This is a genomic window from Niveispirillum sp. FG148 (genome assembly GCF_057809655.1).
Genome location: NZ_JBMDKJ010000002.1, coordinates 351,163 through 373,827, shown reverse-complemented (window position 1 = coordinate 373,827; position 22,665 = coordinate 351,163). Strand labels below are relative to the sequence as shown.

Annotated in this window: 18 protein-coding genes; 10 read left to right on the top strand and 8 right to left on the bottom strand. The window is 65.8% G+C overall.

Translation table 11 applies throughout. The features are described 5' to 3' along the window. Window positions 1–2 precede the first annotated feature (2 nt). A complete protein-coding gene (locus ACODTW_RS03480) occupies window positions 3–1,325 on the top strand; it encodes an amidohydrolase family protein (RefSeq protein WP_488944501.1) in 1,323 nt (440 codons plus the stop codon). A gap of 156 nt (window positions 1,326–1,481) precedes the next feature. Here ACODTW_RS03480 and ACODTW_RS03475 read toward each other — a convergent pair whose 3' ends face one another. From ACODTW_RS03475 to ACODTW_RS03455, 5 genes are all read right to left on the bottom strand, one after another. Continuing rightward, window positions 1,482–2,321, bottom strand: a complete 840-nt coding sequence (locus ACODTW_RS03475; protein WP_488944500.1) for a helix-turn-helix domain-containing protein — start codon at window positions 2,319–2,321, stop codon at window positions 1,482–1,484. A 165-nt stretch (window positions 2,322–2,486) separates the two neighbouring features. Then, on the bottom strand, window positions 2,487–3,980 hold the full coding sequence (locus ACODTW_RS03470; protein ID WP_488944499.1) for a class I adenylate-forming enzyme family protein: 1,494 nt from the start codon (window positions 3,978–3,980) through the stop codon (window positions 2,487–2,489). Window positions 3,981–4,005: 25 nt separating this feature from the next. Beyond that, on the bottom strand, window positions 4,006–5,505 hold the full coding sequence (locus ACODTW_RS03465) for a class I adenylate-forming enzyme family protein (RefSeq protein WP_488944498.1): 1,500 nt from the start codon (window positions 5,503–5,505) through the stop codon (window positions 4,006–4,008). A gap of 10 nt (window positions 5,506–5,515) precedes the next feature. After that, entirely contained in the window at window positions 5,516–5,794 is a 279-nt protein-coding gene (locus ACODTW_RS03460; protein WP_488944497.1) for a hypothetical protein, read from the bottom strand. Between the two features lie 36 nt (window positions 5,795–5,830). Then, window positions 5,831–7,057 (bottom strand): CaiB/BaiF CoA transferase family protein, encoded by a 1,227-nt coding sequence (locus ACODTW_RS03455; protein WP_488944496.1) that lies wholly within the window; start codon window positions 7,055–7,057, stop codon window positions 5,831–5,833. A gap of 287 nt (window positions 7,058–7,344) precedes the next feature. Here ACODTW_RS03455 and ACODTW_RS03450 point away from each other — a divergent pair, with 287 nt between their 5' ends. After that, window positions 7,345–8,124 (top strand): SDR family NAD(P)-dependent oxidoreductase, encoded by a 780-nt coding sequence (locus ACODTW_RS03450; protein ID WP_488944495.1) that lies wholly within the window; start codon window positions 7,345–7,347, stop codon window positions 8,122–8,124. Window positions 8,125–8,154: 30 nt separating this feature from the next. Here the strand turns inward: ACODTW_RS03450 and ACODTW_RS03445 are convergent, their stop codons facing one another. Together ACODTW_RS03445 and ACODTW_RS03440 are read right to left on the bottom strand one after the other, a co-directional pair. After that, entirely contained in the window at window positions 8,155–8,631 is a 477-nt protein-coding gene (locus ACODTW_RS03445) for a MarR family winged helix-turn-helix transcriptional regulator (RefSeq protein ID WP_488944494.1), read from the bottom strand. A 67-nt stretch (window positions 8,632–8,698) separates the two neighbouring features. Then, window positions 8,699–9,955: an acetyl-CoA C-acetyltransferase gene (locus tag ACODTW_RS03440; protein WP_488944493.1), complete on the bottom strand. Its 1,257-nt coding sequence runs from the start codon at window positions 9,953–9,955 to the stop codon at window positions 8,699–8,701. A gap of 164 nt (window positions 9,956–10,119) precedes the next feature. On the opposite strand from ACODTW_RS03440, the gene ACODTW_RS03435 reads away from it, so the two are divergent. Further along, the gene (locus ACODTW_RS03435) at window positions 10,120–11,772 is read left to right on the top strand and encodes an MFS transporter (protein WP_488944492.1); all 1,653 of its coding nucleotides are present in this window, start codon (window positions 10,120–10,122) and stop codon (window positions 11,770–11,772) included. A 133-nt stretch (window positions 11,773–11,905) separates the two neighbouring features. Further along, a complete protein-coding gene (locus ACODTW_RS03430; RefSeq protein ID WP_488944491.1) occupies window positions 11,906–13,222 on the top strand; it encodes a spinster family MFS transporter in 1,317 nt (438 codons plus the stop codon). Window positions 13,223–13,239: 17 nt separating this feature from the next. Here ACODTW_RS03430 and ACODTW_RS03425 read toward each other — a convergent pair whose 3' ends face one another. Beyond that, the gene (locus tag ACODTW_RS03425) at window positions 13,240–14,907 is read right to left on the bottom strand and encodes an FAD-dependent oxidoreductase (RefSeq protein WP_488944490.1); all 1,668 of its coding nucleotides are present in this window, start codon (window positions 14,905–14,907) and stop codon (window positions 13,240–13,242) included. A gap of 145 nt (window positions 14,908–15,052) precedes the next feature. On the opposite strand from ACODTW_RS03425, the gene ACODTW_RS03420 reads away from it, so the two are divergent. The 6 genes from ACODTW_RS03420 (at window position 15,053) to prpC (ending at window position 22,655) form a co-directional block, all read left to right on the top strand. After that, on the top strand, window positions 15,053–16,039 hold the full coding sequence (locus ACODTW_RS03420; RefSeq protein ID WP_488944489.1) for an enoyl-CoA hydratase/isomerase family protein: 987 nt from the start codon (window positions 15,053–15,055) through the stop codon (window positions 16,037–16,039). Continuing rightward, window positions 16,036–17,013 (top strand): CoA transferase, encoded by a 978-nt coding sequence (locus tag ACODTW_RS03415; RefSeq protein ID WP_488944488.1) that lies wholly within the window; start codon window positions 16,036–16,038, stop codon window positions 17,011–17,013. The genes ACODTW_RS03420 and ACODTW_RS03415 overlap by 4 nt, the downstream gene beginning before the upstream one ends. After that, window positions 17,010–18,374, top strand: a complete 1,365-nt coding sequence (locus tag ACODTW_RS03410; protein WP_488944487.1) for an amidohydrolase family protein — start codon at window positions 17,010–17,012, stop codon at window positions 18,372–18,374. The genes ACODTW_RS03415 and ACODTW_RS03410 overlap by 4 nt, the downstream gene beginning before the upstream one ends. A gap of 250 nt (window positions 18,375–18,624) precedes the next feature. Next, window positions 18,625–20,226 (top strand): CocE/NonD family hydrolase, encoded by a 1,602-nt coding sequence (locus tag ACODTW_RS03405; protein WP_488944486.1) that lies wholly within the window; start codon window positions 18,625–18,627, stop codon window positions 20,224–20,226. A gap of 1 nt (window position 20,227) precedes the next feature. Next, the gene (locus ACODTW_RS03400) at window positions 20,228–21,208 is read left to right on the top strand and encodes an NAD(P)H-dependent flavin oxidoreductase (protein ID WP_488944485.1); all 981 of its coding nucleotides are present in this window, start codon (window positions 20,228–20,230) and stop codon (window positions 21,206–21,208) included. Window positions 21,209–21,491: 283 nt separating this feature from the next. Beyond that, on the top strand, window positions 21,492–22,655 hold the full coding sequence (prpC, locus tag ACODTW_RS03395; protein WP_488944484.1) for a bifunctional 2-methylcitrate synthase/citrate synthase: 1,164 nt from the start codon (window positions 21,492–21,494) through the stop codon (window positions 22,653–22,655). Window positions 22,656–22,665: the final 10 nt, after the last annotated feature.

The window sequence follows — 22,665 nt, the reverse complement described above, 5'->3', positions numbered from 1 at the left end:
CGATGCAAATGAACGACATGATCCTGATCAGTGTCGACGACCATATCAGCGAACCGCCCGATATGTTCGAACGGCACCTGAAGGGTGACGCGCTGGCCAGCGCGCCGAAATTCTGCGTGGCCGACAATGGCACCAGCTATTGGGCCTATCAGGGAATGTATCTGCCCTCGGTGGGGCTGAACGCTGTCGTCGGCCGGCCGCTGGAGGAATATGGCATGGAGCCGACCTCGCTGGAGCAGCTGCGCGCCGGCTGTTACGACGTGCATGCCCGCATCGACGACATGAATGTCAACGGCATTGCCGCCTCGCTGAATTTCGGCTCCTGCGTCGGGTTTGACGGCAACCGCTTCCACAAGGCGGCGGACAAGGAGGCGGCCCTGCTGCATCTGCGGGCCTATAATGACTGGCACATCCTGGACTGGTGCGGTGCCTATCCCGGCCGTTTCATCCCCTGCGGCCTGCTGCCGACCTGGAACATGGATGCCACGGTGGCGGAGATCAGCCGTATTGCCGCCATGGGCTGTACCGCCGTGTCGATCAGCGACAACCCTACCTCCCAGGGGCTGCCCAGCATCCATAACGACTATTGGGCGCCGTTCTGGAAGGCCATCGTCGAGCACGACATCACCATCTGCACCCATATCGGCGCCGGCAACCCGGCGCCGCATGCCTCCATGGAAACCCCCATCGAGGCGTGGATCACCACCATGCCCATGTCGATTTCCACGGGGGCGGCCGACTGGCTGCAGCTGAAGGCGCTGCATGATTATCCAACCCTGCGCGTGGCGCTGTCGGAAGGCGGGATCGGCTGGGTGCCCTATTTCATGGAACGGGCCGATTTCTCCAACTGGCGTCACCGCGCCTGGACCAATTCGGTGTACCAGGGGCAGATGAAGCCCAGCGACATCTTCAAGCGCCACTTCCTGAACTGCTTCATTGATGACCGTTTCGGGCTGAAGAACCTGGACGCCATCGGCGAGGACAATGTGGCCTATGAATGCGACTATCCGCATTCCGACAGCCTGTGGCCGGAAGTGCCGGAGCATCTGTGGGACAGCATCAAGCACCTGACCCCGGCGCAGATCGACAAGGTCACCTATCAGAACGCCGCCCGCTTCTTCCGCTTCGATCCCTTCAAGCATCACAAGCGCGAGGATCTGACCGTCGGTGCCCTGCGCGCGGCCGCTGCCGCCAAGGGTGTGGATGTCACCCCGCGGTCGTCCGGCGGCGCCAAGCCGGTGGATGATGGCGTCAGCCGGCCCATCACATCGGGCGACCTGATGAAGATGTTCAAGCATCACGCGACCAAGCAGACGGCGGCCTGACCGGTCACAGTTAAAGGCCCCCGTCCATACCGGGCGGGGGCTTTTTCAGGGGAAATGCGATTGGCGCAACAGGTCAAAAAAAATGACGGGCGATCCGAAGACCGCCCGTCAGTGCTTGCCATCCGCCCCGTGATGGGGCGGCGACGACACATGGGATCACACCGCCATCCGTTCAGGTTCGGCGGCAAGACCCATGCGGGAGGTCCGTACGAAGGAAAGCGGGGCCGGGGTATTGTCCAGTTCGACATGGGCCGTGATGGCGTCGCGCAGGCACCGCAGCAGGCTTGCCTCCTCAATCGCGGCGCTGGCGTCGTAGACGAAGCCGATGGCGAGCGGGCGGCCTTCCGGCTGGCCCGGCAGCAGCACGGCGGTCACCTGCGCGTTGGAGCCACAGCCGACAGGGCCCGTGGCGTGTCCACGATCACGGCAGGCGCCGATGCGGCCCGACATGTCGGCGAAACTGGGCTTGGTCTCCTCCTGCATGTCCGCCAGCAGGCGACGGACCATGCCGTCGCGGCGCGGCTGGGCAATGGTCGACAGCAGCAGCCAGCCGGCAGCGGAATCCGTCAGCCGTTCCTGCACACCGCCGTAAAGCGATGCCGGGCCGGACATCTGTCCCGCCACACCGGTGCGCCAGGAGAAGATCTGCGAACGCACGCCGACAATGCCGAAGGTCGCCACGTTCAGACCCGTCTGCACCACCAGCCGGTCGATCATATGGGTCAGCCGGCCGTCACGGACGATGGCGGGCTGACAGCCCGACCCCAGCATGGCAGCACGCTGCGACAGGGTATAGGTACGGGAGAACGGGTTTTTGTAAAGAAGGCCAAGGTCAACCAAGCTGGCGAGAAGTTCTGATGTCGATGATTGCGGCCAGTCGTAACGGCGCACAATATCCATCACGGTGACTTCCCGATTTTCTTCGTCGATGAATTCGAAAATTTCGACAACGCGTTTGGCGATTTTTGCCTTGTTACTGCTCTGGGCGCTAGACATCGTGAACTCCTCCCATGCTTTTTCTGGATATTCGTCTGGTTTCGGATAGCTGTCAATAAAAAATGATACACTCTCATTTTTTGGTGCGACGCAAAAAAAGCCGACCGACGGGTGCGTGAAAGCCGGATGGGCGGGACGGGTTTGCAAATGGCTGGCGCCAAACGATTATTCTTCGCTGCCGCTCAGAATGCGCCGCACGCAAGCGCGGTCGATTTTGTGCGACACGGTGTGCGGCAAGGCGGGGCGGAACCGCCAGACAGCGGGCAGATGGGTGGCGGGCAGCAGCTGCCGCAGGTGGGATTCGAGTGCGGATACCTCAGGCAGCATCTGGCCGTCGCGCACGACCAGAAGCGCGCCCGGCACTTCCCCCAGCCTTTGATCGGGCATGCCGATCACGGCCGCCTCTTTAATCAAGGGATGGCGCAGCAGGGCGTCTTCGATGGTTTCGGGCAGCAGTTTGAAGCCACCCCGCATGATGGCCCCGTCGGCGCGGCCGCGATGGAACAGGAACCCGTCGCCATCGATCACCGCCAGATCCGAAGTCCGCAGCCAGTCCGGTCCGATGCGCGGCGACATCACTTCCAGCAGGCCTTCCGTATCGGGCGGCTGTTCCACCCCCGTCACGGCGTCCACGATGCGCAGGCGCACACCGGGTAGGGGACGGCCGACGCTGCCGAACTTGCGCTGGCCCCATTCGTGGTGCAGGTCCAGGGTCATGGCCGTGACCGGCCCCCCGAATTCCGTCGCGCCATAGGACAGCAGGATGGGGATGCCATAGCGTTCTTCGAACCGCCGATGGATATCCGCAGGCAGGGGCGCCGCACCCGTACCCAGCGCCCGCAGGGATGACAGGTCGGCCCGGTCGATATTCGCGTCCAGCAGCATGCGCACGCCGGCGGCGGGCATGCCGGCCATGGCAGGCCGATGGCGAACGACATAATCACGCCAGGCTGAAATCGTGAACCGTTCCAGCAGCACGACCCTCTGCCCGAACAGCAATGGCGGCAGGGTGGAATAAAGACCGGAGATATTGCCGATCGGAAAGAACAACAGGGCGGGCGGCAGGGCCGCCACCGCGGCTGGCGCCATGGCGGCCAGCGGGCTGCCGGCCACCAGATGACCGGCCAGCATGGACTGGGCCACGATGAAGGGCTTCGGCGGGCCGGTGGTGCCGCTGGTCTGGATTTCGATCCGGGGCTGATCGTCGGGCGATGCCGGGTTGCGGCAGGGCAGCCGATGCACCGGTCCGTCGATCAGGTCCGCGATGGTGACAAGCCCGATACCGGCATTGGCCAGGGTATCGACGATCGCCGCCGTCCCGTCACTGTCGTCCAGAACCACGAAAGCCGGGGGCGACCGCAGGATGTCGCGCAGGATGCCGGCCGGCGACTGGAACGGATAGCCCATGCGGATCGTGCGCCGCTGGCGCAACAGGGCCAGAAGGGTTGCCAGCGATGCCGGGTGGTTGCGGGGAAAGAAGCAGACCGGTGCCTGCGATGGAAAGCCGGCAACCGCCGCATCGAACCGGGCAGCGAATTGCCGAATGTCCGACCAGTCGGCCCAGCGTCCGTTGAAGGCCACGGCCGGACCCTGGTTGAGCGCGAGGGAGCGGTCAGCCCAGGCTGACAGCGACAGGTCGGAACTGCTGCTTGTGGTCACGCGCCGGCCCTTCTTCGCTTTTATCTCACCCCTTGAAAAGGGTCTTCACTTCCCGGCGCAGCAGCTTACCCATCTCATTATACGGCAATGCCGGCACCTGAAGGATGCGCTCCGGCACGCGGGAAGACCGCAGGCGCGCGCGGATCAGGTCGCACAAGGCGGCATCGGGCGGCGGCTCCTGCCCCGCGCGGATGGTGATGGCCAGTCCGACGGCTTCCCCCCATTCGACCGACGGGATGGCGACGGCGCAGGCATCGGCGACGGCGGGATGTTCCATCACCACATCCTCGATCTCCCCCGGCGACATGTTCTCGCCGCCGCGCACGATCACATCATCGGCGCGCCCGGCCAGGAACAGATAGCCATCGGCGTCCAGCCAGCCGGCGTCCCGGGTGGGAAACCAGCCCTTTGCATCCAGGGCCGACCGTTCGCGGTATTCGCCCGACACCTGCTCGCCCCGGACATAGATCTCGCCCCGCTCGCCAACGGGCAGGACGTGGCCCTCCTCGTCCCGGATCTCAATCTCCACGGTCGGCAGGGGCCGACCCACGGAGCCCAGCCGGCCACGCACCACCGGGTCGTCGGACCCGTGGGCGGCACGGTGGTCGTCGGGCCCCAGAATGGCGATGGTGGAACTGGTCTCCGTCAGGCCATAGGCATTGGTGAAGCCGGTCTGCGGGAACAGGTCCAGCGCGCGGTGGATCAGTTCCAGCGGCATGCGTCCGCCACCATAGGCGATGGCCTTCAGACTGGGCACGCCCGCCTGTCCGGTCTTGTCCATATGGTCGATGATGCGGGCCAGCATGGTGGGTACCACGAAGGCGTTGCTGGCCTGTTCCGCCGTCGCCAGGGTCAGCCAGGCAGCGGGATCGAAGGCGGGCAGCAGCAGGATGCGCCGCTGGGCATAGATGGAACTGAGCAGAGCCGCGATGCCCGCGATGTGATAGGGCGGCACGCTGACCAGTGCCGCCTCCGCCTCCCCGGCGGACGCGAATTCCACGGTGCCCAGGATATAGGACAGCAGATTGGAATGGCGCAGGATGGCCGCCTTCGGGGCGGCCGTGGTGCCGCTGGTGAAAAGCTGGATGGCGATGGCCTCGCCCTCCGGTCCTTCGAATTCCCCGCTGCCCGGTCCGCGCGCCAGCGTATCGGCCACAAAATCGAAGCGCGACATCAGGATATTGTCGGTCCGCGTGGCGGCGGCGGCGGCACGGGCACCGTCACCGATCAGCAGGGCCGGCGCGATGCGGTCGACCAGAGGCCCGAGGTTCGCGTCGGCCAGCCGGTAATTCAGCGGCACATAGGGAACGCCCGCCATGGCGGAGCCGAACAGCGCGATGACCGCCGCCTCACTGCTTTCATCCAGCAGGGCCACATGCGATGCGCCACTAGCCTTGATCAGGTCGGCGGCCCCGCGCGCGGCCAGCAGAAGCTCAGCATAGGTCCAGCGCTTGCCACCACAGACCAGCCCGACACGGTCGGGTGCCGCGTCGGCCGCCATCTGCAGGATCAGGGAGATGTTCATCGCCGCACCGTCAATCCGACGCGGGCAGGGGCTTGGCATCCTTCACCGCCAGCACGGTGCCGTTGATGCTGAGCGAGCCCTTGCCCGGCTTCACGCACAGAAGTTCAAAGCCGCCGCCGGCATCGACATAGCGCTTGCCCATCAGGGTGCCGCCCGAAAGGGCCGGGTCCAGCGGGGCGGGGCTGCCGGGTTTGTCGGTTCCCATCGGGGCACCGCCGCATTCCACGCTGCCCTGGCCGCACTTGATCACCATCACTTCGGTGTCGCAGGCGGCGCTTTTCAGTTTCATGCCCGGTTTCATGTCGTCATTCCCGTCACCGGGGCGTCAGGCGATGGCGCCGACGCCCTTCAGTTTTTCGATCTGTTCCCATTCCATGCCGATCTCCATCAGCACGGTTTCGGTATGTTCAGACGCTTCCGGCGCGCGCGTGGTCGCCACCGGCGCGCCGTTGAACTGCACGGGCCCCCGCACCAGCCGCAGCGGCTTGCCGCCATCAGCGGCCTCCACCTCGAACAGCATGTCGTTGGCCAGCGCTTGTTCATCACCGGTCAGGTCCAGCAGGCTCTGGATCGGTGCCCATTGGCCGGAATAGGTCTTCAGATGCTGGCGCCAATAGTCGAACGGCCTGGCAGCGAAGGCTTCCACCAGGATGGCGCTGGCCGCCGCCCAGTTCTCCATCAGGGCATGGGCGCTGCTGAAGCGCGGGTCGTCGGCCAGTTCGGGCCGGCCGATATGGCTGAACAGGCTTTTTGCATGCGGGCCCGGCTGCAGGGTGCAGAGATTGATGGTGCCGCCATCCTGGGTGCGGAAATTGCCCATGAAGGGATTGCCTACACCGGCACCCGATCGCGGCATGCGGTTGCGCATGACCGTGCCGGATTCCAGCGCGATATCGATGGCCGTGCCCGATGCCCACCAGGCGGTGGACAACAGCGACACGTCGATTTCCAGCGCTTCACCCGTGCGGTCGCGGTGGAACAGGGCGGCGGCGATGCCGCCCGCGATGTTCATGCCGCCGATGCTGTCGCCAAAGGCCGGGATGCCCTGTTGCAGGGGGCCGTCCAGTTCCGCCGGCGACATGTTGTGGGCGATGCCGCTGCGCGACCAGAAGGCGGTGCCGTCGAAACCGCCGACATCGCGCTCCGGCCCCTTGTCGCCATAGGCGCTGCCGCGCGCATAGATGATCTTCGGGTTGGCGGCGCGGATATGCTCCACATCGATCCGCAGCTTCTGCCGGGCGCCGGGCAGGTAGTTGGTCAGGAAGACATCGGCAGTCTTCGCCAGTTCATAAATCACCTGCTGGCCTTCCGGCGTGCCGACATCCACGCCCACGCTCCGCTTGCCGCGATTGGGATGTTCGATCATGGCGTTGCGCTTCGGGTCGATCCTGACGCCGCCCAGATTGATGAAGCCGCGCTGGGCATCGCCGCGTTCGGGATGTTCGACCTTGATCACATCGGCGCCCCAGTCGGCCAATATGGCTCCGGCGGCGGGTACGAAGGTGAACTGTGCCACCTCCAGAACCCTGATCCCCTTCATCACCTGTGTCATCGGCGTTTATTTCCCCGAAATCTTGCCCTTGCGTAGCGGATTGGATATCGCCACGTCCCCGGAAGTCGTCGGAAAATGGTCGCACGAAACATTCATTTGCAAGCACGTTGGCGCCATTTCCGGTCGCGGCGACCGACCTAACGCCACGGCGATATTCAGGTAACCCAACGCATTGCGCAGTTGAGCGAAACCGGTAACCGGGCGAATGCTCTGAACCGGGAAGGGCAGCGGCGCCGTCTATGAACGCGCATGCTCTCTTACTATTTCTACATCTGCGAGAGAGTGCCATGAAGATCGACAGCGCCGTTTCGGCGGTGGTGACGGGCGGTGCATCCGGGCTTGGGCTTGCCACCGTCCAGGCGCTGCGTGCAGCGGGCGCCAAGGTTGCCATTTTCGACATGAATGAAGAGGTGGGCGCCAGGGCGGCGGCGGATACGGGGGCCCTGTTTGTCAAATGCGACGTGCTGTCGGATGCTTCCGTCGATGCCGCGTTTGCCGCCGCGCGTGACGTCAACGGCCAGGAACGGGTGCTGGTCTGCTGTGCCGGCGGTGGCAATGCCATCCCGACCGTGCGCCGGGACAAGGCGACGGGCGAGATCAGGATGTTCCCGTCCGATCAGTTCGAATGGGTGCTGAGGCTGAATACGGTCGGCACCTTCCGCTGCATCACGCGGGCGGCGGCGGGCATGATGGGGCTGGACCCTGTCAATGGCGAACGCGGCGTGCTGATCAACACCGCGTCGGCCGCCGCGACTGAGGGACAGATCGGCCAGGCCGCCTATTCTGCCGCCAAGGCCGGAATCGTGGGCATGACCCTGACCATTGCCCGCGATCTGGCCCGTGAAGGCATCCGCTGCTGCACCATACAGCCCGGCATCTTCGATACGCCGGCCATGGCCCGGGTCCCGGCGGAGATGAAGCAGGCGCTGGGGGCGATGGTGCCATTCCCATCCCGGCTGGGCGATGCAGAGGAATATGCCGGCCTGGCACTGGAAATCGTGCGCAATTCCTACCTGAACGGCACGACCATCCGTCTGGACGGCGCCATCCGCATGCAGCCGCGCTGAACGGGTGGCCCCTGGGGCCGCGGGGCTGGTTCAGACTTCCAGCTCCGCCGGCCAGGGTTCCGACACATTGTCGGCGATCTTGCCCAGCAGGGCGAAGAGCTGTTCCAGCTCCGTCTCCGTCAGGCCGTGGAAGCTTTCATTTTCAAGCTGTTCGGCAATGACGCCCAACTGGGCCAGCAGCGGGCCCGCGCGGTCCGTGACCTCCACATTATAGGCGCGGCGGTCATCGTCGCGTGGGGTTCGGCGCAGCATGCCGTCCTGGCACAGCCGGTCGATCAGGCGGCCCGCCGATGCCTCGGTGATTTCCAGCGTTTCGGCGATGGTCCGCTGGGTCATGCCGGGAAAGCGGGCGATGGCGGCGATCATGGTCCATTGCGCGCGCGTCACGCCCAGGGCGGCGACACGCTGGTCGAACCGTTTGCGCAAGGTGCGTGCGGTGGCAATGATCTTCAGCGACAGGTCGCGACGAATGCCGGCCCCACTGCCACCAGTCCCTTGTTTCATCATGCCTCATCCTCCCCCGGCGACACCATAGCCGCCGGGCGCGCAAAAGGAAGCCGCAAGTGATGGGGCCTCACAGGCGTTCGATGATGATGGCGGGGGCCATGCCGCCGGCCGCGCACATGGTGATCAGGCCATAGCGGCCGCCCGTGCGCTCCAGTTCGTCCAGCGCGGTGCCGATCAGCACGGCACCGGTGGCCCCGATGGGATGGCCCAACGCGATGGCGCCGCCATTGGGGTTGACCTTGCCCCGGTCCAGGCAAAGGTCGCGGATGAATTTCTCCACCACCACGGCGAACGCCTCGTTCACCTCCCAATGATCGATGTCGGCGATGGAAAGGCCGGCTTTCGCCAGCACCTTGCGCGCCGCCGCCACGGGGGCGTTCAGCATCAAGGTGGGACATCCCCCCATATTGGCCGTGGCGACGACGCGGGCGCGCGGCTTCAGGCCCGTGCGCGCTACCGCCGCAGCGGAGGCCAGCAGCAGGGCGGCGGCCCCATCGACATTGCCCGAGGAGGTGCCGGCATGGTGCAGCGGCACGATGTCGAGCGTGGGATATTTCAGGTTGATCAATTGCTTGAATGTCTTGCCATCGGCCTGGGCCGGCATGTCCGCGATGGCGGCGAAGGAGGGGGCGAGGGCTGCCAGCTGTTCCACGGTCGTGCCGGGGCGGGGATGTTCGTCCCGGTCCAGGATCAAGGCGCCGTCATCGCCCAGCACGGGCACCAGGGAACGGGCAAAGCGCCCCTCAGCGATGGCGATGGCGGCGCGGCGCTGGCTTTCGGCACCAAAGGCGTCCAGCGCGTCGCGGCCGATGCCCTCCAGGGCGGCGATGGCATCGGCGCAGACGCCCTGATTGGATTGCGGGTGCTTGGCCGCCAGCCGCTTGTTGCCGCTGCCCAGCCCGCCCGGCGATTTCACGCCCGCCGCGCGCAGATCCTGACCATATTGGGTGACATAGGACATCATCTCCGTCCCGCCGGCGATGACCATCTCTTCCATCCCGGCCATGATCTGGGCGGCGGCCAGGCTGGTGGCGGTCAGGCCGCTGCCGCAGAACCGGTCCAGCGTCACGCCGCTGACAGAGACATCGAAGCCGGCATCCAGGGCGGCCATGCGCCCCATGTCGCCACCCTGCAGGCCCATCTGGGCACTGGTGCCCCAGATCACATCGTCAATGCCGGCCGGGTCCAGGTCGTTGCGGGTGCGCAGCGCCGACAGGACGGTGGCTGCCAGATGCTGGGGGTGCAGAGGCGACAATGCGCCCTTGCCCATCTTGCCGATCCCGCGCGGCGTGCGCACGGCGTCGATGATGAATGCTTCGGCCATCGGCCAATCTCCCCGCCTGGTGTCAAGTTTCCGGGATATCGCATGCGGTCCGGCAAACCACCAATCGCCCCGGCGATTGATGCGGTGGCTGTGCCCCCGTATGTGTGGTGGACCGTGGCGCGGCGATTAGAGTGAGGGTCCTGACAAATCATGGGGACCGGGCGGTGCGTGTTGAAAATTCCAATTCTGGAAAGCCTGTCGGTATCCTGGCGCCATTAACGGTCTCCACCTTCAGGCGTGTCTGGCTGGCCAGCCTTCTGTCCAATTTCGGGCAATTGATCCTGGGGGTCGGTGCCGCCTGGGAAATGACGCGCATCAGCCCGTCGGCGACCATGGTGGCGCTGGTCCAGTCGGCGCTGATGCTGCCGATGATGCTGATCGCGCTGCCGGCGGGCGCCATCGCCGACATGTTCGACCGGCGACGGGTGGCGCTGACCGGCCTGGGCTTTGCCATCTGCGCGTCCGCCCTTTTGACCAGCCTGTCGCTGCTGGGCATGACCACGCCCTGGATGCTGCTGGGGTTCAGCAGCCTGATCGGGGCCGGCGTGGCGCTTTACGCACCCGCCTGGCAATCGACCCTGCCCGAATTGGTCGATCCGCCGCGGCTGCCGGCGGCCGTGGCCCTGGGCACCATCAGCTACAATATCGCCCGCAGCGTCGGCCCGGCCATTGGCGGCATGATTGTCATGGCGCTGGGGGCGGGGGCGGCCTTCGCGCTGAACATGGTCTGTTACCTGCCGCTGTTCCTGGCCTTCCTGTTCTGGCGGCGACCGGCGGTTGCATCCGCCCTGCCGCCAGAGCGGCTGGACCGGGCCGTGCTGTCGGGCATCCGCTACGCGCTTTATTCACGCCCGATCCGCCGCGTCTATGGCCGCGCGCTGCTGTTCGGCGTGGCCGGTGCGTCGGCGCTGGCGCTGGGGCCGCTGGTGGCGCGCGATCTGCTGGCCGGCGATGCGTCCGCCTATGGCTTGCTGCTGGGCGCCAGCGGCATCGGGGCTGTCGCCGGCGCCATGGCGGTCGGGCGGATCGAACGGCATATGTCGGTGGAAATGGCGGTCAGCCTGTGCGCCCTGCTGTCCATGGCGGCACTGGCCCTGCTGGGCATCAGCCGGCACCTGCTTCTGTCCTGCCTGGCCCTGGCGATGGTGGGGGCAGGAAACATTCTGACCGTCGCCCTGCTGAATGTGACGGTGCAGTTCGCGGCGCCGCGCTGGGTCACCGGGCGGGCGCTGTCACTGTTTCAGTGCGCGCTGACGGGCGGCATCGCTCTGGGCGCTGGTCTGTGGGGTGCGGTGGCCGCGCGCTGGGGCGTGGATATCGCCCTTTACGCCTCTGCCGCCATCATGGGCGTGCTGCCCCTGCCGGGACGGTTCTTCCCCCTGATCCGCAACAGCTTTGCCGACCTGGCCCCGGCGGTGATCCGCAGTGAGCCGGAGGTGGCGCTGGATCTGACCCTGCGGTCCGGGCCCGTGGTGGTGGAGATTGATTACCGCGTGCCGGCAGAGGTCACGGCCGATTTCTATGCCGCGATGCTGAAGCTGGCCCATATCCGGTTACGCAATGGCGGCTTCGACTGGTCGCTGGCGCGTGACATCGGTGCGCCGGACATCTGGACAGAGCGATATCATTGCCCCACTTGGGGGGATTATCTGCGCCTGCGGGCCCGTTTCACCCAGGCCGACATCGAAGCGCAGAAGCAGGCGGACGCCTTCACCCTGCCGCTCGACCGGCCGCGTGTCCGACGGCGGCTGGAACAGCCCTTCGGTTCCATCCGCCGCCATCCGGCGCCAGCGCCGATGGACACGCCCATCCCGTAAAATCAGATCAGCGGGCGTCCTGACTTGCCCCAGCGTGCCCAACAGCCCTTGCGCCGTTGCCGCGGCCGTTTCCTGCCCGAATAGTGGGGGGCAACCCGCGACAGGCGGTAAAGAACAGGATAGGGGAGGCAGCGTGGACAGTCGCATTGCGCAGACATCGGTGACCACAGCGGTGGACCAGATTTCGGCCGCCAAACGGTGGTACATGCTGATCGTGCTGGCCCTGGTCGGCAGTGTCAGCATCATCGACCGGCAGATCATCAATATCCTGATCGAATCCATCCGCCGCGACCTGTCCCTGACCGACAGCCAGATCGGCTTCGTCACCGGATTGTCCTTCGCGGCCACCTATATGGTGATGTGCATTCCCGCCGCCCGCCTGGCCGACCGCTGGTCACGTCCGCGCGTCATCGCCATCGCCGTATCCATCTGGAGCGTCATGACGGTGCTGTGCGGCACTGCGCAGAATTTCATGCAGATCTTCCTGGCCCGTGTTGGCGTCGGCTTTGGTGAAGCCGGTGGCAACGCGCCGTCGCAGGCCATTGTCGGTGACATCTTTCCCCGTCAGCAGCGGGCGACTGCCATGTCGATCCTGCTGCTGGCGTCGCCCATCGGGATCGGGGTGGGCCTGCTGTTCGGTGGCTGGGCGGTGCAGGAATTCGGCTGGCGGGTCACCTTCGTGCTGGCCGGACTGCCGGGGCTGATCCTGGGGCCGCTGGTTTTCCTGACCTTTCCCAATATCCGCAAGGGCATGGCCGACGGGTTGCGTGCCGACCTGCCACCTTTGTCCTTCTTCGCGACGGTGCGCATGCTGTTCACCATCCGCACCATCCCCTATCTGACCCTGGCGGGCACGCTGACGGCCTTGCTCAGCATGGGGATTTCCAGTTGGGTGCCGGCCTTCCTGCTGCGCTCACACGGGCTCAGCCAGTCGGAAATCGGGTCGTCTTTGGGCCTGGCCCTGGGGACCGGTTCGCTGCTGGGGCATATCATCGGCGGACCGGCACTGGACATGATGGGCAAGCGCGACCTGCGCTGGCATTTCTGGATACCGATGGTCACGGTGCCAACCGCCGGCCTGTTCGCGGCCGCCGCCTTCCTGGCGCCCATCGGACAGGTCTTCTGGCTGCTGGCCGGTCAGGTGATGCTGGCCGGGCTGGTCGCCGGCCCGATGGTGGCCATTGTCATGACGCTGGCCCCCGTCCAGGCGCGGGCCACCGCGTCGGCCTGCATCTTTCTGATTATCAGCTCGCTGGGTGTCGGCCTGGGACCGCAGTTCATCGGCATTGTCAGCGACCTGCTGCGCCCGAGCCAGGGCGAGGAATCGCTGCGCTGGGCGCTGTTGTCGGCCACGCTGCTGGCGGTGCCGGCCTTCCTGTCCTATCTGATGGCCAGCCGCCATTACCGGGCCGACATCGCCGCCGCGCAGCAGCGCAACATGGCGGGTTGAAGGGGGGAATTCCCCCTTCAATTGCCCCGCGCATGCAGGGCCGCGACATAGCCCCAGGTGAAGGAAGGGCCGATGCTGGACCCGGCACCGGGATAGGCCCGTCCCATGACCGACGCGGTGGAGACACCCGTCGCATAAAGCCCGTCGATCACCGTCCCGTCGCCACGCAGGACGCGGCCGTGGATATCGGTGACCACCCCGCCATAGGTGCCGACATCACCGGGCACCACGGGCACGGCATAGAAGGGGCCCTTGTCGATACGGCCCAGCGACTTTGACGGGGCATGGAACGGGTCGCCCAGCCAGTCGTCATAGGCCCGTTCGCCCCGGTGGAAATCCTCGTCCCGCCCCTGATCAACGAAGCTGTTGAACCGGTCCACGGTGGCCCGCAGCACCGGCGGCGGCACGCCGATCAGGGCGGCCAGGTCGCCGATGCTGTCGGCCCGATGCAGATAGTTCTTCTCGGTCCAGGCGGCCGGCTTCTTGCGTCCCGGCATCGTCCCGGCCAGCATGTATTTGGCGATATACTGGCTGTCGAAGATGGCCCAGCTGGGCACGGCCGGGACTGTCCGGTTCCTTGCCAGCATGTTGCGGCAATAGGCCATGTAGGACCCGCCTTCATTCTGGTAGCGCACACCCGACTGGTCGACCAGGATCGCGTGCGGTTTGGCGGTCAGGCTCTGGGCCGGGGGCTTGATGGCGGCGTCTTCCTGCCCCGGCGGGATGGTGGTCTGATAGCCCACCATCTCTTCCATCTGGGCGATGGCGGCGCCATGGCGCATCATTTCCAGGATCATCTGGCCGTTGTCATTGTCGATGGCGTTGGACCAGGCTGCGCGCGTTCCCGGCTGGTACCGGTCCCGCATTTCCTGGTTCTTGGCAAAGCCGCCGGCATTGATCAGGACGCCCCGGCGGGCACCAACATTCCACGGCCGGCCATCCTTGGTGGTGACCACGCCGACCGCGCGCTCCTGATCGACCAGCAGTTCCGTCACCGGGCTTTCGGTCCGGATATCCACGCCCGCCTTCAATGCCGCCTGCAACATGCGGCCCTGCAAGGCCGCGCCGGCCGACACATAATGCTTGCCAGTCAACTTTGCAGCGATGGCGCGCAGGACGATGCGGGCGATGGTCTTTCGTGCCGCCCAGCTTCGCCGCATGTAGGGGATCTGGAACGCCTCCTCCAGCGTTGCCGGAACAGGCATGAAGCCCGGCCGCAGCTTGTCCTTCCAGGCGCCCAGCTCATTGATGTTGAACAGTTCGGCAATGACCGTGCGGCCCTGCCTCAGCCCGCCGGGAAGCTCGTCATAATAATCCGGCCAATGCCCGACACGGGTCAGGCGGATGCCCTTGGCCAGCAGGAAATCCACCATGCGCGGGGCGTTGCGGACATAGGCTTCGCGCCGGGAACGGGTGGCGCCCGGCGTGTCGGAGGCATCGCCGACGACATGGTCCAGATAGGTCATGGCCTGTTCGGCGCGGTCGCGGATGCCGTCGCGCTTCAGGAACGGATTGTCCGGAATCCACATGACGCCCCCCGATTTGGCGGTGGTGCCACCCACCATGGGCGATGCTTCCAGGATCAGGACGGAATTTCCGGCATCGCGCATGACCAGCCCGGCGCACATGGAGCCGCCGCCGCTGCCCACCACCAGGAAATCCACGACCTCGTCAAATCCGTTCATGGCGTTCATCCCTCCTTTGTTGCGCGCCATGTTTTTAGGCATCGGACCTTCCTGGCAATGCGCCTTGGGGGATCGGGTCGATCATATCGCCGGGGCGTCGTGCTGCGGGCTGTTGCGGGGCGGGCGGGCGGGATAGGCTGGACCGATGATCGCGACCGACCCCCTGGATATCGCGGATTACTCCGCCCTGGGTTCCACGCCCTGCCTGATCGTGGAGGCGGGGTCCTTTCGGCGCGGGGCGGTTCCCATCCAGTCGGTGGTGATCGGTATCGACCCGGACGGGCGCCTGCCCACCGTTGATCCGGGGGATTTCGACCTGCTGCTGACCGACAGGTGCGATCCGCCGGCCCCGTGGGTCGGGGTGATATCCTGTGCGCAGTCGGCATGGGCATTGATGGCCCGTATCAAGGCCGCACCGCAGGCGTCCACCATCCTGTGCCAGACCTTGCGGCTGGTGGAGCAATTGCCGTTTGATCAGGGGCTGCTGGTGGAATCGCTGGCCTATTCCACCTTGCTGGGCGGGGCGGAATTCGCCTCCTGGCGGGCGAAGCCGCGGCCGGCGGCGACACCCGCATCGCCGTCCGGCGAACTGGTGCGGGTTGAGCGCGCGGGGGATATGTTGACGCTGATCCTGGACAATCCCGGTGGACGCAATGCCATGACGGCCGCGATGCGGGATGCGCTCTACACTGCGCTGGCCAATGCACTGGCTGACCCCAGCCGGCCGCAGGTGCGCCTGATCGGGGCGGGTCGATGTTTTTCGACCGGCGGCGATCTGGCGGAATTCGGTACGGCGCGCGATCTTGCCACCGCCCATATCGTGCGGACCTTGCATGCCAATGCGCGGCTGTGCCGGGATCTGGGCGACAGGCTGGAGGTGGTTTTTCATGGTGCTGTCATCGGTTCCGGGCTGGAGGTGCCGGCGGCAGCCCACTGTCGGTCGGCGCGGCAGGGCACCTGGTTTCAGTTGCCGGAGCTGTCCATGGGCCTGATACCCGGTGCCGGCGGCACGGTCACCCTGTCCGATGCCATCGGCCGGCATCGGACAGCCTGGATGGTGCTTTCCGGTGCGCGCGTGGCGCTGGACCGGGCGCTGTCCTGGGGTCTGGTGCAGCGGGTGCTGCCGGCATGAACGGGGCATTGCATCCGGTGCTGCGGGGGTTGACGGGGCGGCTGTCCATGTTCGGCGTCCCCGACATCGACCCGGAAAGCCATTTACGGCGGGACGCGGCGCTGGGCTTGCACCCGCCCGGCCGCCAATCGCCCAACGGTCATTGCCGACTGGTCAGGGCCGGCGATGGCTGGATGGCGGTGAACCTGGCCCGGCCGGAGGATCGGGAGACGGTTCCCGCCTGGCTGGAAAGGGAGCCGGATACCGATCCCTGGCGGATGGTGGAAGAGACGCTGTCAGTCCGGAGCGCCCATGAATTGGCGGTGCGCGCGGCGCTGTTGAACCTTCCCGTGGCAAGGGTCGGGGAACGGGGTGCGGCCTGGCCCGTCCTGCGGGGGGGCAGGCCGGGCAGGAGGCGCCTGCGCCAGGTGGTCGATCTGTCGGCGCTGTGGGCGGGACCGCTGGCCGGCGGTCTGCTGGCGGCGGCGGGGGCAGCGGTGGTGAAGGTGGAAAGCCCGGCACGGCCCGACCCCACGCCGCTGCGGACGCCGCAGCTTGACCAGCGCGTGAACGGGGCGAAAGCCAGGATGGTCCTGTCGCTGGACGATCCGCGACTGCTGGCCATGATCGCCCAGGCCGACCTGCTGATCACCTCGGCCCGTCCCCAGGCGCTGTCCCGCTGGGGGCTGACCGAAGGGGCCCTGTTCGCGCTGAACCCGGACCTGCTGTGGGTCGCCGTCACGGCCCATGGCTGGACCGGCGACGCCGCCCTGCGGGTGGGGTTCGGGGATGATTGCGCGGCGGCCGGCGGCCTGCTGGCCTGGGAAGGGGACGAGCCCTGCTTTCGGGGCGATGCGCTGGCCGATCCCTGCACCGGGCTGATCGCGGCCGTGGCCGCCCTGGAAGCGGTGAGGGACGGTCAGGTCGGCCTGCTGGATGTCAGTCTTGCCGGCAGCGCCGCCTGGATCGCCGGTCAGTTGGCAGGTCCGGCATGAACCGCGCCGATCTGGTCATCCGCAACGCTACCGACATCGACGGGCAGCCCCTTGCGGTCGCCATCCGGGCCGGAAAGGTCGTGGAATGGGGGGCGGCGGCGGACTGGACGGGACCGGAGATTGATGCCGAAGGCGGCCTGCTGCTGCCGGGCTTCCACGATCACCATATCCATCTGCTGGCCACGGCGGCGCGTCTGCAATCGGTCGACCTGTCGGGCCTTGTCAGCGAGGATGATGTGGTGAGGACCATCCGGGCCGGTGTTGATCGGGTCGGATCGGGGGAATGGCTGCGGGCGGTGGGATATGACGAACGGGCGGCCGGACTGCCCGATGCGCAGCGTCTGACGCAATGGCTGGCCGACCGGCCTATACGCCTGCAGGACCGGACAGGGGCCCTGTGGGTGCTGAACCAGGCGGGCCTGGACCGGCTGGGACCAGGCCCCTTTCCCGCGGGCGTTGAGTTGGACGCGCAAGGTCGGCCGACGGGCCGCATCTGGCGGGAGGATGCGTGGTTGCGCAGCCGGATCGGGGTGCTGACCCCCGACCTTGCCGCCCTGGGTCGCGCCATGCTGCGGGCCGGCGTCACCGGCGTGACCGATGCGGGCGCCGGCAATGGCATGGCGGAGGCGGCCCTGCTGGCGGGAGCGGGGTTGCCGCAACGCCTGACCCTGATGGGTGGGCCTGAGTTGGTGCCGGGAAAGGGCTACAAGGTCGGTGCCGTCAAGATCGCCTTTGATGAGCGCGACCTGCCATCGGTGGATCAGGTCGCGGGCCATATCGCCGCCGCACGGGCGGTGGGGCGACCCGTGGCGGCCCATTGCGTGACGCTGGCGGAACTGGCGGTCTATCTGACGGCCCTGGATCAGGCCGGTGGTGCGGCACAAGGTGACCGGATCGAACATGGCGGCATCATTCCGGCTGGCCTGATCGCGGCGATCGCGGCACGCGGCCTGACGGTTGTGACGCAGCCCGCCTTCATTCACGACCGGGGCGACCGCTACCGGCGTACCGTCGATCCGGATGAGATGGACGATCTCTATCGGTTGCGCAGCCTGGCGGATGCCGGTATTGCCCTGGCCGCCGGATCGGATGCGCCCTATGGTTCGCTGGAACCGCTGGTCGCCGTGCGGGCGGCCATGACACGCCGGACGCGGACGGGAAGCATTATCGGCGGTGCAGAAGCCCTTGGGCAGCGTGCCGCCCTGGGCCTTTACCTTGGAACGCCGGATAATCCCGGCCGTCCATCCTGGCGGGTGCCGGTTGGTCAGGATGCGGATCTCTGTCTGCTGTCCGGGTCTGCGCCGGAGATGCAGGTATCGGCCACCCTGGTCGGTGGTCATCTGCACTGGCACCAGGACTGATTGTCTGAACGGGGTTACCCGCATGCCGCTGCCGGCATCCGGTCAGCCATCGCAGCCGCGATAGTCACAGTGGGCTGACGGTCCCAGCCTTGGCAGGGGGCTGGCCCTGACCTTTCCAATTGAACCGCGCTGGCGAAGATCGGGCGCTTTGTCCGTTGGGGGGCTGGTTTACATGGCAGATTGGGGACTTGTCCGTTGGATTGCCGGCAGGTTGTTCCAACTGCCACCGCGACAGTCAAGAAAGGTCGGTGTGGAGCGGGACCTGCCGGTGGTCATGCCGGACGGGGCCGTTCTGCTGGCCGATCGGCACTTCCCCAAGGATCGGCTACCCCGGGGTACCGTGCTGATGCGCAGCCCCTATGGCAAGGCCACCTTGTTCGGATTGATGGCGGGCCTGTTTGCCGAGCGGGGCTTCACAACGGTCGTGCAATGCGTTCGCGGAACCATGGGTTCCGGGGGCATTTTCGACCCGCTGCGCCAGGAATATGCCGATGGTGCGGCCACTGTCGGCTGGCTGTGCGCCCAATCCTGGTTCAAGGGGCCCTTGTTCACGTTCGGCCCCAGCTATCTGGGCACCGTGCAATGGGCCCTGGCCGCAGCGGCGGGGCACAGGCTGGACGGGATGGGCACCTTGATGACCCTGTCCAATTTCCGCGACCATATCCTGCACGGTGGTGGCTTTTCCCAGGCGGGTACGCTGGGTTGGGCGGAACTGATGCAGCAGATGATCCATTATGTGCCCGGCCGGCGGATGCGCCGGCCCAAGGCAGGCAGCCTGGATCATGTCCATGATCTGCTGCCGGTCAGCGCCTTGGACCAGGCCGCCTTCGACAGGCCGGTTCCCTGGTGGCGCGACTGGGTCCACCACCAAAGGCCCGACGATCCCTGGTGGAATTCGATCGATTATTCCACGGCGGTAACGGCGCTGGACGCACCGGTAACCATGGTCGGCGGTTGGCAGGACATATTCCTTCCCCATCAGGTTCGAGAGTTCCAGGCGCGGCAAGCGGCCGGAAAGCCGGCCTTTCTGACCATCGGACCCTGGGTACATGCCTCTATGAAGGGCATGTTTGAAGGGCTTCGGCTGTCATTGGAGATGTTCACGCATCTGGCACACGCAGATCGATGCAATGGCGGGCGGCCTGCCGTGCGCCTTTTTCTGCAAGGGGCCGGCGAATGGCGGGATTACCCGTCCTGGCCGCCTCCGGATGCGGAAACCCACGATTATTTCCTGCGGTCCGATGGCCGGCTGGCACGCGGGCGTCCATCCGATGACGAGGGGGCGGACAGTTTCGTTTACGATCCCGCCGATCCCACGCCGGACGTCCATGGCCCCACCACCATGTCCGGCAATCGCCGCCGCCTTATGACGGCATTGGAGCGGCGAGGGGATGTGCTGATCTATTCCAGCCCGCCTCTGTCCCGGGAGATGGATGTCATTGGTCCTGTCGAGGTGGAACTTCATGTGCGCACTGACAGGGAGCAGGCGGATTTCTTTGCGTGCCTGTGTGACGTCGACGAAAAAGGCCGGTCGATCCAGGTGTCCGATGGCTATCTGCGTTCGCGTCCGGGCCAGCCCACGGCAGACGGAGCGGGGATCAAACAGATCAAAATTGCCTGCTGGCCCACAGCTTGGCGGTTCCGGCGCGGACATTGTCTACGGTTGATCGTGGCCGGTGGTGCCCACCCGCGTTTTGCCCGCAACACGGGAACCGGGGAGCCATTGGCTAGCGCCACAACCCTGGTGCCGACGCGGCAGGAAATCATCCACAGCAATAACCATGCGTCTTTCCTGCGCCTGGCCGTTGTCGGCAATCACGGGATGGCCGCCGGCGCTTCCACGGAGATTTAAGATGATCAAGACCAGATTGACGGAACTTCTGGGCATTGAACGGCCCATCGTGCAGGGCGGCATGCAGAATGTCGGCTACGCCGAACTGGCGTCCGCTGTTTCCAATGCCGGCGGCCTGGGCATCCTGACAGCCTTGACCCAGCCGTCACCGGAAGCCCTGTCGGCGGAGATCGCGCGCTGCCGTGCGATGACGGACAAGCCCTTCGGCGTGAACATGACCGTGTTCCCGACCACGCGGTCGCCGGACTACAAGGCCTATGCACAGGCCATCATTGATAGCGGCGTCAAGGTGGTGGAGACCGCCGGAACGTCGGCCGTTGTCGAAATCTGGGAGATGCTGAAGGCCAGGGGCATCAAGATCCTGCACAAATGCACATCGGTCCGTCACGCCTTGTCCGCGGAACGCAAGGGCGTGGATGCCATCTCCATCGACGGGTTCGAATGTGCCGGCCATCCCGGAGAGGACGACATCCCCGGTCTGATCCTGATCCCGGCGGCGGCTGACAAGGTCCGCATCCCCCTCATCGCGTCCGGCGGATTTGCCGATGGGCGTGGGCTGGTGGCAGCCCTGGCCCTGGGAGCGGATGGCATCAATATGGGCACCCGCTTCTGCGCGACGGTGGAGGCGCCGATCCATCCGGCGGTGAAGCAAGCCTATCTGGACAATGACGAGCGCGGCACCAACCTGATCTTCCGCAAGTTTCACAATACGGCCCGTGTCGGCAAGAATACGGTTTCCGACGAGGTGGTCCGCCGCCTGTCATCACCCGATGCGGTGTTCGAGGATGTGGCCGATCTGGTCAGCGGCGCCAAGGGGCGGGAACTGTTGAGGTCCGGTGACCTGTCGCAAGGCATTTTCTGGGCGGGTATGGTGCAGGGCCTGATCCATGACATTCCAACGGTCGGTGACCTGATGGAACGTATCATCGCGGAAGCGGAAGCGATCATTGACGAACGGCTGACACGACAGATGCGGCGATGAGTTGTCAAAGCGTGGATTATATCTGAAATCTGATCACGTCCCGGGTCGTTGTGCAGGGGCGCCATGGTGCCGCCGCTCCGGCACCACCGACAGGGACGTGATCATTGCGCGTGAAATTGCGCCTTCACGACATTCGCAAATTCGCAGGATCATCTCGGCAAATCTTCACCACTTCAGCCATTCACCAAACGGGGTTGTCTCCCGATGATGCGCCCATCAGTGAAGGGCGGGGAATATCCGTTCTGTCACGAGAGCAGGTACATCACGATCAGGAAACACCCCCATGAGCGCAGCAGCGTCCGAGACCGTGTCCTCCTTCAAGCCCAAGAAGTCGGTGGCCCTCTCGGGCGTCACCGCCGGCAATACTGCCCTTTGCACCGTTGGCAAATCCGGCAATGATCTGCACTACCGCGGGTATGACATCCTGGACATCGCTGAACGTTGCGAATTTGAGGAAGTGGCCCATCTGCTGGTCCATGGCAAGTTGCCCACCGGTGCCGAACTGCGGGCCTACAAAGCCAAACTGAAGGCGATGCGCGGCCTGCCCACCAATGTCAAACAGGCGCTGGAGTGTCTTCCGGCTTCAGGCCATCCGATGGACGTGATGCGCACCGGCGTGTCAGCGCTCGGCTGCGCCCTGCCGGAGAAGGACGACCACAACATCCCCGGTGCCCGCGACATCGCCGACCGGCTGATGGCTTCGCTGGGATCGATGCTGCTCTACTGGTATCACTGGTCCACCAATGGCAAGCGCATCGATGTCGATACCGACGATGACAGCATCGGCGCGCATTTCCTGCATCTGTTGCATGGCCGCAAGCCGTCGGCCGTCTGGGAACGGGCGATGCAGACCTCACTGATCCTCTATGCCGAACATGAGTTCAATGCCTCCACCTTCACCGGCAGGGTCATCGCCGGTACAGGCTCGGACATGTATTCCGCCGTAACCGGTGCCATCGGTGCGCTCCGCGGCCCCAAGCACGGCGGTGCCAACGAGGTCGCGTTCGAAATCCAGAAGCGCTACGATAATCCGGACGAGGCGGAGGCCGATATCCGGGCGCGGGTGGAGCGCAAGGAGGTGGTGATCGGCTTCGGCCATCCCGTCTACACCGTGTCGGACCCGCGCAACGAGGTGATCAAGCGCGTGGCCCACCAACTGTCGCTGGAGGCCGGTTCCACCAAGATGTTCGACATCGCGGCCCGACTGGAGGCGGTGATGTGGGATGTGAAGCGGATGTTCCCGAACCTCGACTGGTTCAGCGCTGTCTCCTACCATATGATGGGCGTGCCTACGGCGATGTTCACGCCGCTGTTCGTGATCGCCCGCACTTCGGGTTGGGCTGCGCATGTCATCGAACAGCGCATTGACAACAAGATCATCCGGCCCAGCGCCAATTATGTCGGCCCGGAAGACCGCGCCTTCGTCGTTATCGACCAGCGTCAGTGAGGGCGTGGCC

What these genes read in the sequence shown, in the direction of transcription:
- ACODTW_RS03440 (WP_488944493.1), bottom strand. Translation starts at nt 9,955, where the DNA reads ATGGCCGAAGCATTCATCATCGACGCCGTGCGCACGCCGCGCGGGATC.
- ACODTW_RS03460 (WP_488944497.1), bottom strand. Translation starts at nt 5,794, where the DNA reads ATGAAACTGAAAAGCGCCGCCTGCGACACCGAAGTGATGGTGATCAAG.
- ACODTW_RS03420 (WP_488944489.1), top strand. Translation starts at nt 15,053, where the DNA reads ATGATCGCGACCGACCCCCTGGATATCGCGGATTACTCCGCCCTGGGT.
- prpC (WP_488944484.1), top strand. Translation starts at nt 21,492, where the DNA reads ATGAGCGCAGCAGCGTCCGAGACCGTGTCCTCCTTCAAGCCCAAGAAG.
- ACODTW_RS03450 (WP_488944495.1), top strand. Translation starts at nt 7,345, where the DNA reads ATGAAGATCGACAGCGCCGTTTCGGCGGTGGTGACGGGCGGTGCATCC.
- ACODTW_RS03410 (WP_488944487.1), top strand. Translation starts at nt 17,010, where the DNA reads ATGAACCGCGCCGATCTGGTCATCCGCAACGCTACCGACATCGACGGG.
- ACODTW_RS03475 (WP_488944500.1), bottom strand. Translation starts at nt 2,321, where the DNA reads ATGTCTAGCGCCCAGAGCAGTAACAAGGCAAAAATCGCCAAACGCGTT.
- ACODTW_RS03400 (WP_488944485.1), top strand. Translation starts at nt 20,228, where the DNA reads ATGATCAAGACCAGATTGACGGAACTTCTGGGCATTGAACGGCCCATC.
- ACODTW_RS03425 (WP_488944490.1), bottom strand. Translation starts at nt 14,907, where the DNA reads ATGAACGGATTTGACGAGGTCGTGGATTTCCTGGTGGTGGGCAGCGGC.
- ACODTW_RS03445 (WP_488944494.1), bottom strand. Translation starts at nt 8,631, where the DNA reads ATGATGAAACAAGGGACTGGTGGCAGTGGGGCCGGCATTCGTCGCGAC.
- ACODTW_RS03480 (WP_488944501.1), top strand. Translation starts at nt 3, where the DNA reads ATGCAAATGAACGACATGATCCTGATCAGTGTCGACGACCATATCAGC.
- ACODTW_RS03465 (WP_488944498.1), bottom strand. Translation starts at nt 5,505, where the DNA reads ATGAACATCTCCCTGATCCTGCAGATGGCGGCCGACGCGGCACCCGAC.
- ACODTW_RS03455 (WP_488944496.1), bottom strand. Translation starts at nt 7,057, where the DNA reads ATGACACAGGTGATGAAGGGGATCAGGGTTCTGGAGGTGGCACAGTTC.
- ACODTW_RS03415 (WP_488944488.1), top strand. Translation starts at nt 16,036, where the DNA reads ATGAACGGGGCATTGCATCCGGTGCTGCGGGGGTTGACGGGGCGGCTG.